Genomic DNA, 20,085 nt, shown 5'->3' with positions numbered 1-20,085 from the left:
TATGAATCGTACAGAGTATTTTTCGCTAACTCATCCCCAAAAAAGAATTTGGTATATGGAGAAAATCAACGCTCATCAACCATTGCATAATATTGGTGGAGTAGTAACGATAAAAGGGGAGCTGGATTTTATCTTCCTGGAGAAAGCAATTAATTGTTTTGTGAAAAATAACGACGGAATCAGACATCGTTTTATAGAAACAGACGGGGAAGTACGGCAATACGTGAAGAAATACCATAAGAAAGACTTGCTTAATGTTGTTTTTAATTGTCGGGAGGATTTGGACACCTGGGTTCAACAAGAGGCGGGGAAACCTTTTACTATTCATGAATGCGACCTATTCGATTTTGCAATGTTTAAAGTGCGAGATACCAACGATGGCGGCTACTTTGTTAAGGTCCATCATATAATTTCTGATGGATGGTCTATGAATCTTTTAACCGAACAGATTTTCGATACGTATATGAGGCTTTTGAAAGGTGAAAAATTAACCGATCAACACAGAGACTCTTATACTCTCTGTCTCAAAAAAGAACAAACATACTTAGCATCTCAGCGATTTGTGAAGAATAAACAATTTTGGAATGAGAAATTCAACACACTTCCAATTCCGATTCAGAAGAGGGAGTTAGAATGTTCAGAGGGGAATAGAAAGACATACTGTTTTCCGAATAGTCAATCTAATGGAATCAAACAATTTGCTGCTGACCACAATGTTTCTGTGTATGCTTTTTTTGTTGGTTTGTATTATATCTACCTTCAAAAATTAACGAAGCAGGAGGATTTGATTGTTGGAATGCCAGTACTTAATCGATCCGGGAAAAAAGAAAAAAATATCGTAGGGATGTTAACGAGTACTATGCCCTTCCGACACACTGTCGATGTGGAAATGACGGTTCGAGAATTTATCAAGGATATTAACCGTGAATTAATTCGCTGTTATTACCATCAAAAATATCCTTACAATTTACTTGTACAAGATTTGGAATTGAAGAAAAAAGGCTATGGTGATTTGTTTGATACATGTATTAATTATTACAACACAAACCTTCCGAATGAACTTGATGGAATTCCAGTAGAAAATGAAGAATTCTACAACGGCAATCAGATTTATTCGCTCCAGCTGATTATTCGAGAGTGGTCTAAATCAGGAGGATTCAATTTAGATATCGACTATAAGATCCAAAAATATGAAGAAAAACAAATAGAACAAATGTATCTTTACTTCACCCATTTAGCAGATCAAATGCTTCAATTTCCTGATAGAAAGCTTGGGGAACTGGAACTTTTATCAGAAGACGTAAGGAATAAATTAATATACGAATTCAATGCAACGGATACGGATTACCCTAAGGATAAGACTATTTACCAGCTTTTTGAAGAGCAGGCAGCAAGGACCCCTGACAGAGTTGCCCTTAGCTTGGAAAACGAGGAACTTACCTATCGTGAATTAAATGAAAAATCGAATCAATTGGCGAGGTATCTATTAAAGAAAAATGTGAAAAAAGGCACAATTGTCGGTATATCAACCAAGCACTCTCTGGAAACAATCATTGGAATTATAGGGATTGTGAAAGCTGGAGCAGCATACTTACCTCTCGATCCTGACTATCCATCTGAACGAATCAATTATATGCTGGAAGATTCGGGTATTTCTATGCTGCTGACTAACTTTGATACCTCAAATCGATGGAACATTTCCCCAAACAAAGTGGAAGTTGTTCAGCTTCAGTCGGCAAATCTATATATGGGTAAGTCTTCTAATATTAAGACTCTGAGTGACCCATCTGACCTCGCGTACATCATATACACATCGGGTTCTTCTGGAACTCCTAAAGGGACGTTGATCGAGCATCAAGGATTGGTTAACTATACTTGTTGGGCAAAGAACGTATATGTGGGATCAAGTCAAGACGAAATTTTTCCTTTATATTCTTCTCTTGCTTTTGATCTCACGGTTACATCTATATTTACCCCACTAATTAGCGGCAATCGGATTGTCATTTATCCTGCTGACGAAAACGAACATGTCCTATATAAAATGCTTAGGGAAGGCAAAGTAAGTATTATCAAATTAACTCCATCCCATTTATCCCTCTTACAAGATGTGGAGTCAGGGGTAAGTTCAATCAAAAAGTTTATTGTTGGAGGAGAAGATTTAACGGTAAGCCTTGCTAAAAGCATTCAGAATCGCTTCGGCGGAGATATCAAAATATTCAATGAATACGGACCTACAGAAACAGTTGTCGGGTGTATGATTCATCAATTCGATGTTGAAAAGGATATAGGAACATCGGTACCAATTGGCATGCCTGCACAAAATATGAAGATATACTTGTTAGACTCTGATCTCCGTCATGTGCCAATGGGTGCTGTAGGGGAAATCTATATTTCAGGAGACGGCGTTGCGAGGGGTTATCTAAACAGACTAGATTTGACACGTGATAGATTTATTATGAATCCGTTTTCTGCAGGAGAGCGGATGTATAGATCAGGTGACTTAGCCAGGTTTATCGATGAGAGCAAGATTGAATTTCTGGGAAGAGCCGATAATCAAATTAAAGTCCGCGGTTTTCGCATAGAACTAGGCGAAATTGAAAGAAATTTATTAAACCATCCGAGTATCAGGGATGCAGTAGTGGTCGATCGGGAGGACCATGATGGAAATCGTTATCTTTGTGCTTATTACATAGAGAAAAATGAGGTCACTGCTTCCGAATTATTCAGATTTTTTGAAAAAATTATGCCGGCATATATGATTCCTGCGCATTTTATTCCATTGAAAGAAATTCCACTGACAATTAACGCAAAAGTTGATAGGGATGCGTTACCTAAACCTGTAATTGCGAAACGCCGAGCAACTGAAGCTGCAATAGAAGAAGATCTAGTATGTGTCATCCGTCAGGTGTTACATGTAGATAAAGTGCGTATGCGGGACAACTTTTATCATCTAGGCGGAGATTCAATCAAAGCAATTCAGATAGCTTCCAGGCTAAGTGAGAAAGGACTAAAAATTAAGACAAAAGATATTTTGTCTAATCCTGTAATTGAAGACATGGCTTTACATTTAGAAACAACAGGTAAAAAATTGCATGGGAGAAATCAACCATGCGTTGGCAGTATTCAGTCACTTCCATCTGCATCTTGGTTTTTCTCACAAAACTTAGATAACATCCATCATTATTCGCAGTCTGTATTATTGAAGGTGAAAGATGATATTAACATGCAAATGCTTGAATCTGCTCTACAATTATTGGTTTGCCATCATGACTCTTTCCGATTGAATTATATGATCCAAACGGAGAAGTTATATTATAACGAGAAACATCTCGATCATAAGTTTGAATTGAAATTCTTTGATTTATCATGCTATTCGGTGCAAGATCAGAACGTTCATATAGCTGAAATTGGAGAAATGTTAAAATCGAGCTTTAATATTGAAAACGATATTCTGCTTAAAGCGTGTATATTCGATCTGGGGAATCAGGGTAAAAGATTTTTGATGGCGGCACATCATTTGGCTGTAGACGGGATATCTTGGCGTATTATCTTTGAAGATATGAACCGATTATATTTACAGATGGAGAATAAGGAGATTGCTTTATTGCCGCCAAAAAACAATTCGGTGCAAGATTGGGGAATTGAATTGGAAAAATTAAGCGAAAAAATCCCCGACAAGGACAAACAATATTGGAATCATGTTTATCAATCTCGGGAGGAAACATTTTTAGACTTTGACTTAGGACCTGATCGCATGGAGTTTTGCGAGAAAATGGATCAAAAATTAACAGAAGAAGAAACGGCACAACTTTTTCAAAAAGCAAATGAAGCCTATCGAACAAAAGCTGACGAATTGATGATTATAGCACTGTCAATGGTGTTGTCTGACTATATCAAAAAGAATGAAGTGATCATTGAAGTTGAAGGGCATGGGCGTGAAGACTTATCTGAGGAAATAGATGTATCAAGAACTGTTGGATGGTTTACGAGCTTATATCCAATTCTTTTGAAGGTGGAAAAAACAGATATATCGCAGCAGATCAAGCAATTAAAGGATCAATTGCGCAGTATTCCTAGTAAAGGTTTGAGTCATGGAGTTTTGAAATACATTTCGGATGAATGGAGGTTTGACAATCAAAAATACGTCCGATTTAACTATCTAGGTGATTTTAATGCTTCATTTTCAAATGGAATATTTGAATTTGCGGAGGAATACTCTGGCCGAGATAACTGTTATTCAAATGCAATGGATTGTTTGGTGGATATCGTTGCATACACAGTGGATAAAAAGTTAAATTTATCAATCACATATAGCCGAAACAAATTTAAAACTGAAACCATATCGGATTTTGTTAGAGCTTACACGAGTCAATTAAGAGCTTTGATTCAACATTGTTGCCAAAAGAATCATACTGAATTTACTCCATCTGATTTCGAAACTGCAAACCTCTCAAGTGAAGAGCTGGAAAATATATTTAACCTATGAGGCAGGGGAGGAATGATTCAGTCATGATTAGAATAAAAATCGTTTTAATTGCCCTTGTAGTCTTACTGCAATTGCAGATGACTGCTGGAATACAGATAGTAAATGCAGAGAATGAAAGAGTATCTACCGGATTATCCGATGACTATGGAAAAAAGCTGGACTCATTCATTAAAAAGCAAATGAAGGAAGGCAAAATTCCAGGGATGTCAGTGGTAGTAGTTAAAGGGGACCAAGCTGTTTATAAAAAAGGTTTTGGGTATTCCGACCTCAAAACAAAACAACGAGCAACGGATCAAACTTTATTTGAAATTGGCTCGAATAGTAAGTCATTTACAGCTCTAGCGATCTATACACTTGCAGAAAAAAAGTTAATAGATTTGAAAGAACCAGTCAAAAAGTATTTGCCCTGGTTTCAAATGAAATATGTGGGCGAGTATAAAGGTCAGCAACTCAATAAGAATGTTGATATAACACTTGAACAGCTTTTATATCATACGAGTGGAATTCCGTTTCAAACGATAGGAGACATCCCAGCAGCAAATGACGGTGATGCGCTTGAAAACACCGTTAGAGGTCTGATAAATAAAAAATTGGAGACTTACCCAGGAGAGCAATTTACTTACGCAAGCATCAACTATGACATTCTAGGCTTGGTTATACAAAAAGTAACGAATCAATCATTTGAGAAATACATTGAAAATAACATATTAGTCCCATTTGAAATGGATAATACCTATTTGTTCAGAGAAAAGGCTGCCAAATATGAAATGTCTAAGGGTTACAAAATCAATTTTTTAAGGCCTAAAGAGTACAATGCACCTATTTATCGCGGGAATACCCCAGCAGGTTATTTTATTTCAAATGCAGAAGACATGGAAAAGTGGCTTCGTATGCAGTTTGGGACGTATATGTTAAGTGATGGCCAGCAAAAGGCGATTCAAAAGACGCATATACCTAACCGCTCGGTTCCGCCATCTGCGGATGGTTCATCCTATGCAGGAGGTTGGGAAGTATACCAAAACGGTTCCGGCGAGATCTCGCATGCTGGAAGCAATCCCAATTTTTCCTCATTTATTGTATTTCGTCCTCAGGAAAAGATAGGTGTTGCAGTCATGGCCAACATGAACTCCTCTTATACTCAAAACATTGGCCAAGGAATCATCGATATTCTCTCAGAGAAGGAATTAGTAATTAATACAAAAGATATGTATAAGAGCATTGATGCTTTTTCTTTTACCTTACTTTTGTTTATGATTCCTTTTTCATGCCTTACCCTATATTTTATTTTTCAAATAATCATTCAGGTGTATCAGAAAAAGAGGAATCTGGAAGGAAAAAGAGTTAAACGCATTGGAGTTCCATTTATAATGTTCGTGTTTTCTTTGTTGGCAGGGTATTCCCTTTTTAAAGTTCCGTCTGTATTCTTTACAGGGCTTACTTGGGATTTTGTTAATGTATGGGCACCTATCAGCATGAGTTTGGCGGCTTGGGCTACTCTATCTGGTGTTGTATTGTTCTCTATTTACTTGTCGCTTATATCTATCTTTCCGTTATATAAAAATAAGAATTTATTCCCGCTCTTTGTGTTGAGCGTAACTAGTGGTTTTGGAAATGCGATGATCATATTTATCATCAATGAAGCTTTAAATAGTACCAACGATTCAAACAATAGTCTGTTTTTATATTTTGTGCTGGGAATCATCATTTATGTACTTGCACAAAAGCTGGTTCGAACACAGTTAATCACCCTTACAAATAATCTGATTTATGAACAAAGGCTTATTCTATTAGACAAAATCTTAAATAACCCATATGAGAAAATCGAACAGATGGAATCCGAAAAAATTCAAACCATATTAAATAATGACACAGAAGCTATCAGTAACCATGCACCTACAATTATCACTGGTCTGACCGATTCAATCACACTCTTGTGTTGTTTGGTTTATCTGGGAGTAATTAATGTGTTCGGACTTCTTATTTCAATTGCGGTCATTCTAGTCGCAGCAGGCATGTATTATGTAGCCGGAAGATCAGCCAATAATCTTTGGGAACAAACACGGAATATTCAAAATACCTTTTTTAGATATATCAACGATCTCATTGGCGGTTATAAAGAGTTGAGTATCGGAAAGTCAAAACGAGAAGAGTTTAGAGAAGACATGAAAGAAAGCTGTGGTGAGTATAAGGACAAACGGATTAAGGGCGGCCTTAAATTTGCAAATGTCTTTATTATTGGTGAATTGCTGTTTGTTATGGTGATCGGGGCCGTCACATTCCTATTTCCCATTCTGTTTAAAGATGTACAGAGCGACTTCTTAAGAAGTTATGTTTTTGTTTTTCTTTATATGACAGGGCCTATTCATAGCATACTTAATGCTATTCCAAACGCTATTCAGATGAAAATCAGCTGGAAGAGGATAAAAGCTTTTTCTGAGAATCTAAATGCGGATGAAGCTGATAAAAATGAAGCAGCCAGTATTTTTAAAACTCCTGGAAGACTGAAAATGGAGTTCGAAAATTTAGAATATCAATACGATAGTGAGCATGAAGAATCTTTCCGGGTAGGACCAATTGACCTCCAATTCAAATCAGGCGAGATTGTTTTCATAACAGGTGGGAATGGAAGCGGCAAATCCACTCTTGCAAAACTGATTACTGGTCTGTATACCAACAAGAGCGGGGACATATTCGTCAACAATCAAAAAATAAGCCAAAAAGAGTTAAAGGAACTATATTCGGCGATATTTAGTGATTACTACTTGTTTACAAAAGTCTATGGAATTGATTGTAGCTCGAAAGAAGAAGAAATAAAAAAGTATTTAAGAATACTGCGCATCGATGAAAAAATACAAATTCAGAATGGGGAATTTAGTACAACAAAACTTTCTACGGGTCAACGGAAAAGGTTAGCCTTGTTAATCTCTTATTTGGAAGACAAACCTATTTATCTATTTGATGAATGGGCAGCGGATCAAGATCCCGAATTTAGATATTTTTTCTATATGGAGCTATTGCCTGATTTAAAGGCCAAAGGAAAATGTGTTATTGCTATTACTCATGACGACAGGTACTTCCATCTTGCAGACAAGGTAATCAAGATGGAAAGAGGAAAGGTTGTGGAAGAAGCACAACATGAACATCTAAAGGAGGAGCTTACTGATGGCAAAATTGGATAAACAAAATGTGGAAGACATTCTTAGCCTGACACCAATACAGGAGGGGATTTTGTTCCACTATTTAAAAGATCCGCATAGCGATGTGTACTTCGAACAGATATGTCTCGAGATTTCAGGAGACGTTAACGAGTCATTCTTTATGAGAGCATGGGAGTCCGTTATCCAAACCAATGAGCAGCTGCGTACATTGTTTCGGTGGGAAAAATTAAAAGCTCCCGTTCAGGTCGTGTTGAAAGAGCATAAGCCCTATATAGAAATAATCGATCTACAGCATAAGGATGAAACAGAAAAAAGTGCCCTTCTTGAGGAAATAATAATCAAGGATCGAGAAAAAAAAATCGATCTTCGAGATGTACCGTTCAGGATCACCTTGTGCAAATTAGAGAAAGAAAAATATGAAATGGTTATCAGTAATCATCACATTTTATATGATGGCTGGAGTAATGGGATCATTTTGAAAGAGTTTTTAAAAGCTTACCAATGCTTCAGTAAATCAGAAAAATACAATCTTCCTATCAAGAAGAAATATAAGGATTTTATAAAACATATCCAAAATCAGGATAAAGAGAAGCAAAAGATATTCTGGCAAGATTATTTAAAGGGATTTGACCCACAATCAAGGCTGGAGTCGAAAAAGAGAAAAGATCAATCGATTCGAAACGATCGTCATTATCGGATTCGATTCTCTAAGAATGAACTGCAAGGATTCACAACAAAAAATGAAATTACCCTTGCCTCACTTATCTATAGCTTGTGGGGGATTGTACTACAAAAGAACACGAATAGCAATGATATTGTTTTTGGCTCAACTGTTTCCGGTAGAGCAGGAGCCTTTAATGGAATTGAAGAAATGGTTGGATTATTTATCAATACAATTCCATTAAGAATAAAAAGATCTCCTGGGGAAACATCTATAGAGCTTATCAAAGCGGTAAACAGTGCATTACAGAACTGGGAATTGTATGGAACTACTTCTTTAACGGATATTAAAAGACATGGTGAGCTGGATGAGATAACGGATCTCTTTGACACAATTGTCGTTTTTGAAAACTATCCTCTAGATCAAACCGTATTAAACAAAAAAAGTGATATTGCTTTCAACTCCTACTCCGCAACTGAAATGACGAATTATGGTTTATCTATCAGCATTAGTGTGTTCAAAGATGTTGAAGTATGTTTCAGCTACAATGAACAACTATATGACTCATCTACAATTAAGCGTTTGGCTCAACACTTTACTTTAATCACAGATGATGTAATAAAAAACCCTGATAAAAAGATAGAACAAATCGAAATTATACCTCCCGAAGAGAAAAAGCAAATCCTCTCGGATTTTAATAATACCCGGACAACATATTCAAATGAGTACACGATTAGCCAGTTATTTGAACATCAAGTGGTGAAAGCACAGGATAATATTGCAGTGATATATAAAGAGAGAGCTGTTACTTATAAAGAGTTAGATGAGATGTCCAGCAGCTTGGCGAATGTGCTCCTTAGGAAATGTGTACAAAAAGGTGAAATTGTTGGCATAATGACAGAACCGTCTATTGAAATGATTGTGGGAATCATTGCTGTTTTAAAAGCGGGAGCCGCATATTTACCCATTGATCCTGAATATCCTGAACCGCGTAAAAGATTTATGATAAAGGATAGTGGAACCAGGTTCATACTGACTGATGAATATTTAATAAACAACAACAACTGCCTAATCGAGGAATTTCATAAGGATTGTATTCTTTTGCTGGATGATAACAGTCTATTTTCGGGTGAGACGATTAGTCCAAGATTAAATCCCGGTCCTGCTGACTTATTTGCCGTTTTTTACACTTCAGGTACATCAGGAAAACCTAAAGGTGTAATGATAGAGAATCAGAGTGTGGTAAATCTTATTCAGTGGTTTGGAAATACATTTAATATGACGGAAAATAGGAAGCTATTACTATTAACAAATTATGTATTTGATCCGAGCATTGAAGATTTTTTTGGGACACTTCTTTACGGAGCGACATTACATATAGCCGAAAAGAATTTAATATTAAACAGTGGGAGCTTCTGTGATTATGTTGACCAACATCAAATCGATATTATTAATTTTATACCAACTGTTTTAAAAGAATTATTATGTACGAATCGAAAGTTGAAGAGTTTACGTACAGTCATCTCCGGTGGTGAAAGACTGGAAGAATCATTGAAAGATGAACTGATTTATAGAGGTTTTGAACTGTATAACAATTATGGACCGGCAGAAACAACAGTCGATGCCTTAAGCATAAAGTGTTCTGAAGAAAATGTGTCTTTAGGGAAACCAATTTCAAATGTGAGATGCTACATCTTTGATAAAGATCAAAACCTTAGCCCAATTGGTATGCCTGGCGAGCTGTATATCGCTGGAGCCGGAGTTGCCAGAGGATATTTAAATATGCCTGAATCTACAAAAAACAACTTCATGAATGATCCTTTTATACCCAATGATCGGATGTATAAAACAGGTGACTTAGGAAGATGGAATCAAAATGGAGAAATTAAGTTTCTTGGGAGATCGGATCACCAGATCAAAATCAGAGGATACCGAATTGAAGTTGCAGAAATTCAAAATCTGTTATTAAAACATATTCACATTCAAGATGCGGCAGTAATTGATTGGGAAAATGATAAGGGCAAAAAAGTGCTTTGTGCATATATCGTTTCAAATGCCCAGTTCAATTCGAAAAGTCTAAGAGAATACCTATCTGAAGAATTACCAGATTATATGGTTCCCTCCTATTACATCCAACTAGAGAAACTGCCTTTAACATCGATAGGCAAGCTTGATCGAAAGAAGTTGCCGGCACCGAAAATCCAAACAAACAAAAAGTATGTTGCTCCTACTAATAAGATTGAGGAAGATCTGCTAGATGTTTGGTCTTCTGTATTGGGCATTGAACAGGAAGCAATCAGTATAGAAGATAACTTCTTCGAGCTCGGCGGGGATTCTATTCTAAGTATCCAAATAGTAGGTAAAGCGCTACAAAAGGATATAGAAATTACTGTAAGTCAGATGTTTCAGCATCAGACCATAGCGGAGCTCGCAGCAGGTGTTGTGGAAGGCAAAGAAAGTAAGCGTGAAGAAGGGACTAAAACGCCAGAGACAGGAGAAGTGCTCCTTACACCGATTCAAAAGTGGTTCTTTGAACAAGACTTGGAAAACTATCATCAGTGGAACCAATCAATCCTGCTGGAAACGCAGCCCGGTATAAACCCTGCACTGTTAAGTCGAAGCTTTCACATCCTGACAAGCTATCACGATAGCTTCAGACTCCGGTATTACCAAAAAGACGGAGAGTGGGTACAAGTATATTCAGAAGCTAATGAACATGTATTATTTGACGTATATAGTTTTGACCAGCAAGATGATCAAATGCAAGAAATCTTCACAAAACTGCAGTATGGGTTGAATATCACGGATGGACCGTTAATCCGAGCAGCATATTTTGATTTTGGAAATCAGGAAAAAGGAAGGTTGTTTGTAACAGCACATCATCTTGCAGTAGATGGATATTCATGGCGGGTCATGATAGATGATCTGCAAGATATTTATGAACAGCTTGAAAATAGCAACACTGTTCAACTCCCATTGAAAAGCCTTTCATTTAATAAGTGGTCGGAGTATCTTTACGAGTATGCAGATTCTGATCAGCTAAAAAGTGAACTCGCATATTGGCAGATGAATACGCCACCTACCTCCAAACCTATACCTGTTGATATAGAAGGCGGGTTAAATACTGAAGAGTCAGCTCGTACATTCTCTCTTATGTTGACGAAGGATGAGACAGATTTATTATTGCGTGATATTCACCATTCATTTAAGACACGAATCGATGACATTCTACTTTCCGCGCTTTCTAGATCATTAGCAAAATGGAGCGGGACAACCCTAGTCGATCTAGAAGGACATGGGAGACACACGTTATTAAAAGAGCATGATATTTCTCGAACCGTAGGTTGGTTTACTTGCGTATATCCGATGATCTTGGGAGATATTGAACCTGAGATACATGTGGAAGATGTATTGAAACAAGTGAAAGAACGGTATCGTGGTATACCTAAAGGTGGAATTGGGTATGAGATTTTATATTACTTGGCAGAAGAGAGTATACGAGAACAAATTGCATCTAAGCCAAGGGCACAAGTAAGTTTTAACTACTTAGGCCAGTTTGAACAAGTACTTGAGAAACATCAGTTATTTAAGATCTCTGAGGTGAATACGGGACCTGGTCGCGACTTGAGTGGAATAAGGAGCCATTTACTTGAAATCGATTGTATGATTGTTGATAAAAAGTTATATATTGAATGGAAATATAGTTCTAATAAACATTTGCCTGAAACAATTGAACAATTGGCAAACGGCTTTGTTCATAATCTGAAACATATAATCCAGTATTGTCAGACGAATGATCATATATTTTTTACTCCATCTGATTTCCCGCTTGCTTCTATCGATCAAAAGAAGCTTGACGAATGGGGTAAGAGATATAACACCGTAGAAGATATTTATACACTTTCACCTGTACAACAAAGCATGATTTTCCATCATATCTACTCACCTGATTCATCAGTAACGGTGGAGCAAACCGTATTCTCGATAGAATCAAACTTAGATATCGAGGTATTTGAAAGGGTATGGCAAACGATCCTAGATCGGCATGAAAGCTTGAGGGCTTCATACCACTGGGAGGAGGGACTGAAAGATCCTGTTCAGATTATTCATAAAAATATAAAAGTCCCTTTTCAAGTCTTGGATTGGACGAATCTTTCGGAATTTGAGGGACTTCAGAAATTAGAACGATTGATAAAGGATGATCGTAAGAGGGGATTTGATCTTACTAAACCGCCGCTAATGAGAATTATGGTAGTTAAAAGGGGCGATTCTGTCTATGACGTGATATGGACACATCATCATCTTCAGCTGGATGGCTGGTGTAATAGTATACTCCTTAAGGAGATCGGAGAGTTTTATAAAGCCTATTGTGCTGGCGAAAAAATAGAAATGGGTAATGCACTTCCATTTAAGGATTATATCAAATGGTTACGTAGACAAGATAGGAAGAAAGCGGAACAATTTTGGAGAAAAGCGTTAAAAGGATTCAAAACGCCCATACGATTTGATAACATTTTCCCTGTTAAAGCAGATCCAGATGAGTTATCCACTTTTGGAGATGTAGTATATGAAGTGTCACAAGAGAAAAAGCAGCTGATACAAAACTTTGCTAGGAAGCATCGGATCACACTAAACACCTTGGTTCAGGGAGCATGGGCTATTCTTTTAAATCGCTACTCAGAAGAAAAGGATATTACTTTTGGTGTTACGTCTTCTGGTCGCCCAGCTGATTTGAAAAATTCGGATGCTATGATCGGATGCTTTATGAATACTCTCCCTTTCAGAGTAAAAGTAAAATCGAACATAGATTTGATACCATGGCTTAAGGATTTGCAATTGAAACAAGCTGAAATGCGTCAATATGAGTATACTTCTTTAGCAGATATACGAAGTTGGAGTAATGTACCAAGGAATTCTGCCTTATATGATCTATATGAAAGTATTGTAATAGTTGAAAACTATCCTTTTGACGCTGCTCTAAAAGATGGAATTGGTTCTCTTCACGTAAAATCAATACGTGTAGAGGAACAATTGGATTACCCTTTAGTTATCTATTGTAACTTACAACCCGAACTTCATTTCAAGCTCCTGTTTGATAGTCACTTTTTAAATGAAACGGAAGCAAATCAAATACTTGCACATTTAATTAACATCTTATGGGATATGATCGGAAGTGAAGATAGCCAACTAGGTGAAATTTCGATGTTATCGGAAAAAGAGCTTAAACATATTTTAATTGACAGTCATCCTGCATCGATGGATTATCCTAAAGACAAGTGTTTTCAAGATTTATTTGCAGCTCAAGTGAAATCACAATTAAACCAACCTGCAATTATTCAGAATGATGAAAGTTTATCATACAAAGAGTTGGATATACTCTCAAACAAATTAGCTCATAGACTCATAAAGCTAGGGGTTGGGCCTGAGGTACCTGTTGGGTTGTACGTCGAACGTTCAATCAAAATGGCTGTAGGGATTCTAGGGATTCTAAAAGCTGGAGGAGCTTTCCTGCCGATTGACGCTGATTATCCTGGCGATAGGGTAAATATGATGTTAAATGATGCTCAAGTACCTGTGCTGCTTACTCAAACCAATCTCAAACCAAAGATAGGAAGCTATGAATATCACACTATTTGCCTTGATACGGAATGGGATTCATTGCTTAAAGAGCCTGAAGACCACCCAAATTCTCGGGTTGAACCTAATAATTTGGCATATATCATCTACACTTCAGGTTCATCTGGCAGACCAAAAGGTGTAATGATGCCGCATGAAGCGGTTGTAAGCCACTCCATCGATATTGTTAAACGCTATGAGCTTACACCAGAGGATCGGGTTCTTCAGTTTTCTTCAATAAGTTTTGATATTTCGCTTGAGCAGATTTTTACGACGCTTGCTGCGGGAAGCTCTCTCGTTCTGCGTGATAAGAATATATGGACTCCTAACGAGTTTTCTCGAAAGTGTGTGGAACTCGGGCTATCGGTTGTGAATCTTCCTACTTCTTATTGGGGCGAAGTTATACAAGAATGGCATAAAAGTCCTGAAATGATCCCAGATAGTAAGCTCAGACTTGTCATAGTCGGTGGGGAACAAATGTCAGCGGAAAAAGTGGGAATATGGGAAAGCTTATCTTTAGACCACGTAATTCTATTAAATGCTTATGGACCTGCTGAAACAGCAATGACAAGCACTTTGTATAAAGTATCTGGTAATGGAACTAAGAGTGCCAATTTAAGGTATATTCCGGTTGGAAGGCCACTTGCAAATAGACGTGTTTATATACTTGATGAAAGCATGCAGCCACTGCCCATTGGTGTAAAAGGAGAAATATTTATTGGAGGTCTGCCTTTGGCAAGAGGTTATCTGAAAAATCCTGAGCTGACAAAGGACAAGTTTATTCAAGATCCTTACTGCCAAGATTACGGAAACAGGCTTTATAAGACCGGTGATCTGGGTAGATTTCTTCGTGATGGAAACATAGAGGTGTTAGGACGAAAGGACGACCAAACAAAAATTCGAGGTCATCGAATTGACATTGGTGAAATTGAACTTGTTTTGAACCAATGCGATAACATAAAAGATTCTGTAGTTGTTGTGAAGAATGGTGAGACGAATGAGAAGTACCTTGTTGCATTCTACGTCTCAGCCACACATGTGACAAATGATTTATCAAGTATTAGGAAGTTTTTACGAAATAATATCCCAGAGTATATGATCCCTTCCTTTATCATACAGCTGGAAAAACTTCCAATGAGTCCAAATGGGAAAATTGATAGAAAGACGCTTACTAATACGAAAATCAAAGTGGATATAGATGGTGGATATGAAAGACCATACAATGAAATACAGCAAAAACTCGTACGTATATGGGAAAAAGTACTGGGAACTGATGGTGTGGGAATCAATCATCATTTCTTTGAAATCGGAGGTCAATCATTAAAAGCGATTACGCTTGTGTCAGAAATTCACAGGGTATTTGAAGTAGAGATTCCACTTGGGAAAGTGTTTGGGTCTCCTACCATCAAAGAGTTGGCTTTACTTATTGAAGAAACGATGGAGAAGAAAGAAACCTATCAAACTATTTCTCCAGTAGCGCAGCAGGAGTTCTATGAGGTTTCCGCTGCACAGAAGAGAATGTATATCGTCAGCCACTTGAGCGGTGCTAGTACCAACTATAATATTTCTGGAGCTGTATTTCTTGATGGCAAAGTCAATGTGTTGCAGCTGGAAAGGGCATTTCAAGCTTTAATCATTCGGCATGAAAGTTTACGAACATCATTTGCACAGGCGAATGGGCACATAATTCAAAAAGTCCATGAGAACTTGGAGTGGAACATTGAACATCTGCATGCGAATGAATCCAATCTGGACAGTGTTGTCGAAGGTTTTATTCAACCATTTGATTTAGAGCGAGGTCCCTTGTTCAGAGTGGCAATTGTAGAAATGTCACCATCAAAATACTTACTTGTTTATGATATGCATCATATTATATCCGATGGTTTATCGATAGGGGTTTTGATCAGAGAGTTTGTTTGCCTATATCAAGGAAATACCTTGCCGAATGTAAGAATCCAATATAAAGATTTTTCAGGCTGGCAGAATCGCGCGATAGAATCTGGTTTATTAAAATCCCAGGAGGAATACTGGGTTAAAACATTTTCACAGGAAATCCCACAGTTAAATCTACCAACCGATTATCGTAGATTGGATGAACCGCTGTTTGAAGGTGATGGTGTGCAATTTAATTTAGAGGGTAGTTTAACATCTAAATTAAACCAAATCTCAATCGAAAAAGGGGTTACTCTGTACTCGCTATTACTCTCTGCATTCAATGTTTTGCTGTCTAAATATAGCGGACAGGAAGATATTGTAGTTGGAACTCCAGTAGCTGGAAGACTGCATTCTGAACTTGAAAATATGGTGGGTATGTTTGTAAATACACTTGCTCTTAGAAATTATCCCGATTCCGAAATGACGCTTGAAAACTTTGTGAAAGAAGTAGCCGATCAAACAGTTCAAGCTCTTGAACATCAAGAATACTCATTTGAGATGCTAGTTGATAAATTACAATTACGAAAGAGTTTAAACCGTCATCCCTTGTTTGATGTTATGTTTGCATTTGAAAACGTAGATGGGGCAAAGGCCCAAATTGATGATTTTGAGATCACACCATATGAATATACCAATCGAACGACTAAATTTGACTTGGAGCTTAAAGCAACCGAACAGAAAGGTAAACTTCACTTTGTTTTTGAATACAGTACTGGTTTGTTTCGCAGAGATACAATTGAACGAATGGCTAAACACTTTGTAAAAATTATCGAAACTATCGCAGATGACATCACTATTTCAATCGGGGAGATTGACCTAGTAACAACAGAAGAAAAAAATATAATAATGGATTTTAATGAAGCTGGTACCCTGTTCCCAAAAGAAAAAACCATCAAAAGTATATTTGAAGAACAAGTTGTAAAACACCCTTATCGTACTGCTGTAGTGTTTGGTCACAGGAAGCTGACTTATAAGGAATTAAACGAGAAAGCGAATCAACTGGCTAAGTACTTGATTAAGAAGGGCGCAAGACCGAATACTGTGATTGGTCTTTTGGCGGAGCCTTCTATTGAAATGGTTGTTGGACTATGGGGGATTATTAAAAGTGGAGCAACTTATCTGCCCATTGATCCCGAGTTTCCAGATGAACGTATAAATTTTATGCTTGAATCTAGTGGTTCCATTGCTCTATTGATTCAGTCTCATTTGTTAACCTCCAATGTCTATTCTGGTAGGGTTATGGTATTGGAAAATAAAGATTTACTTTCTGAAGATACTTCAAACCCAGTAGATATTAGTACATTTGATGACCCAATATACATCATTTATACTTCTGGTACTACTGGCACTCCGAAAGGAGTACCAATCAAAAATCAAAGCTTGGTCAATTACATTTCATGGTTTACACGAGAAGTGAATATAACTTATAGCGATAAAACAATGCTGTTATCTTCCTTTGCATTTGATTTAGGATATACGAGTTTTTATACGGCATTATTGAATGGGTGTGAACTGCACTTAGCTCCAAAGAAATGTTTTACAGTTCCAGAATCTCTTCTAACGTATTTAAAAGATCAGAAGATAAGTTTTATAAAACTGACTCCTTCACTATTCACCCACCTATTGAACAACAGCTTGATTGAGAAAGACAAAAACCGTATGGTGTTAAGGCTGGTGGTCTTGGGTGGAGAAGAAATGAAAGCTATTGATATCGAGAAATTTAACAGTTTGTACCCTAATACTGAAGTAATGAATCATTATGGGCCAACGGAAACTACTATCGGCTCTATAGCCCAAAAGATCGATTTTGCAAAACTTAATCCATTATCTCAGGGAACGGTCATTGGAAAACCGATCGATAACGTAAAAATATTCATCCTTGATAAGCATCAGAAACCTGTGCCAATCGGAGTAACCGGAGAAATCTGTATTGCCGGAGTAGGATTGACAGAAGGATATCTGAATCAAACTGAACTGAATACCGGCAAGTTTATTGAAGGTTCATTTCTTGACCATGAAAAAATCAAATTGTATAAAACTGGGGACTTAGGCAGATTCACATGTGATGGAGAAGTTATATTCCTCGGAAGAATGGATAATCAGTTGAAAATTCGAGGATATCGAGTGGAGCTGGAAGAAGTGACTTCGGTACTCCTGCAGCATGATTCGGTAGTGGATGCAGTTGTAGCTGCTAAAGAAGATAAAGAGGGTAACAATGATCTTTGTGCCTATATTGTGTTAAAAGAGGGTGAGAATGGATCGGGAATAAGAGAGTATCTTTCTAGTAAAATCCCTTACTACATGATGCCGTCCAGTTTTATCAAATTGGATAAAATTCCATTGGCCCCGAACGGAAAACTAAATGTTAAAGCCCTTTCAGAAATTGCCGATGAGTCATTAATGAGAGTTGAATACGAAACTCCTGGCGATTCAGTTGAACAAAAGATTTCAGAAATATGGGAACAAGTCCTTGATGTTGAAAAAGTTGGTGTGAATGACTCATTTTTTGAAATGGGCGGAAACTCATTGAAAGTAATGCTATTAACGGCTGAGATTCATAAGCAATTTAATGTAAATATCCCGCTGCGAGAATCATTCAAAGCACCAACAATTAGAGAGATGAGCAAGTATGTAAAGAAAGCATCAGAAAATATATATTCATCACTTCAACCGTTAAAAAACAATGAATACTATGAACTTTCATCAGCTCAGAAAAGGTTGTATACCCTTCATCAGATGGAGGGGATTGGTACAAGTTACAATATGCCGAGAGCAACTTTATTAGAGGGCGAAATCGATCTGGATAAACTAGAAAAAGCTTTTTGTGAAATAGTAAAGATGCATGAGGCATTACGTACTTCTTTTGAAGTAGTCGAAGGTGAACCCAAACAACGAATTCAAGAGAATGCGGAAGTTGAAATCAAATATTCTGTTCTAGACGGAGACTTATTTCCAAATTCAAAGGGAGAACCTACTGCTGAATTTATTAATTTGGTTGATAAATTTATAATGCCTTTTGACTTAAGCAAAGCACCTTTGGCCAGAATTATGGTCATTCGATTAAGTAGTGATAAACATGTGCTGCTGACGGATATGCACCATTTGATTTCAGATGGATATTCAGTCAGTATTATGTTAAACGAGTTATCAAAGTTGTATCAAGGACAGCAGTTACAGAAGAATCGTATCCAATATAAAGATTTTGCTGGGTGGCAGAACGAGTTTTTGAAAACTAGTGCTGCAAGAAAGCAGGAAGAGTATTGGTTAGATATACTTTCAGGAGATCTTCCAGTATTGAATATGCCGACGAATTTCCCTAGACCACTCATGCAAAGCTTTGAAGGAGACCGTTTTATTTTTGAAGGAGGAAAGGAATTAAAGCAACGCTTAGATAAGCTGTGTTTGGAAACGGATACGACAATTTTTATGGTTTTATCGGCAACTTTTAGTATTCTTTTAGCCAAATATTCCTCACAGCAAGATATTATTGTAGGTTTGCCTATTTTAGGGCGAACGCATTCTGATTTAAAAAATACCATCGGCATGTTTGCCAATACTATTGCAATAAGAAGTTTCCCTAATGGGAATAAATCTTTCGTGACGTTCTTAACGGAGGTTAAGGAGCAGTTGCTTAAAGCGTATGATAATCAGGATTATCAGTTTGATATGCTCTTAGATAAATTAAAAATAAAGAGAGAGCCAGGAAGAAACCCTATATTTTCTACAATGCTTGCTCTTCAAGATGTTCAAATCACCGAGAATACCATTGGAAACATAAAATTGACTCCTATTAAATATAGAAATAAAATTTCTAAATTTGATCTATCACTATTTGTTGAAAACGGAAAAGAAGACATTTCTTTCGAACTTGAATTTGCAAGTAATTTGTTTAAAATTGAAACAATTAAAAAATTCGCGAATGACTTTCTATTTATTCTGGACAAGGTTAGTTTCGATAGGGAAATAAAATTAGAAGGGGTTAAGATTGAAGGATTAGTAGTTGAAAACACTGAAATTGAAAATGTCACTTTTCATTTCTAAGACTAATAACTAAGTAGTTATCATTGAGGCTGTCACTAAAGTATAACTTTTTGGAGGCCTCTTTTTTTATGCAATAAATTAAATTACCATGACTGATTAACCGAAAGTAACGATTTTGCGATTAACATCAATCAAAAAATTGGAATTACCACTATTTTTAAACTTATTTTTGTAAATTTTGATAAATT

General features: G+C 36.9%; 3 protein-coding genes. All 3 read left to right on the top strand.

The genetic code is table 11. From position 1 onward, the window contains the following. The first annotated feature begins 1 nt into the window (after position 1). Genes LIT25_15515 through LIT25_15505 form a run of 3 tightly spaced genes read left to right on the top strand, consistent with a single transcriptional unit; the run spans position 2 to position 19,897 of the window. The gene (locus LIT25_15515) at positions 2-4,486 is read left to right on the top strand and encodes an amino acid adenylation domain-containing protein (GenBank protein ID USK32034.1); all 4,485 of its coding nucleotides are present in this window, start codon (positions 2-4) and stop codon (positions 4,484-4,486) included. A gap of 23 nt (positions 4,487-4,509) precedes the next feature. Beyond that, positions 4,510-7,665 carry a cyclic peptide export ABC transporter gene (locus LIT25_15510; GenBank protein USK32033.1) on the top strand — a complete coding sequence of 1,052 codons (3,156 nt, stop codon included), beginning with the start codon at positions 4,510-4,512 and terminating at the stop codon, positions 7,663-7,665. Beyond that, positions 7,649-19,897 carry an amino acid adenylation domain-containing protein gene (locus tag LIT25_15505; GenBank protein ID USK32032.1) on the top strand — a complete coding sequence of 4,083 codons (12,249 nt, stop codon included), beginning with the start codon at positions 7,649-7,651 and terminating at the stop codon, positions 19,895-19,897. Before LIT25_15510 ends, LIT25_15505 begins: the two co-directional genes overlap by 17 nt. Positions 19,898-20,085 lie beyond the last annotated feature (188 nt).

This window comes from Bacillus sp. F19 (assembly GCA_023823795.1).
Classification (GTDB): Bacteria; Bacillota; Bacilli; order Bacillales; family Bacillaceae; genus Bacillus_P.
The sequence above is the reverse complement of the archived record's forward strand: the minus strand, read 5'-3'. Positions and strand labels throughout refer to the sequence as shown.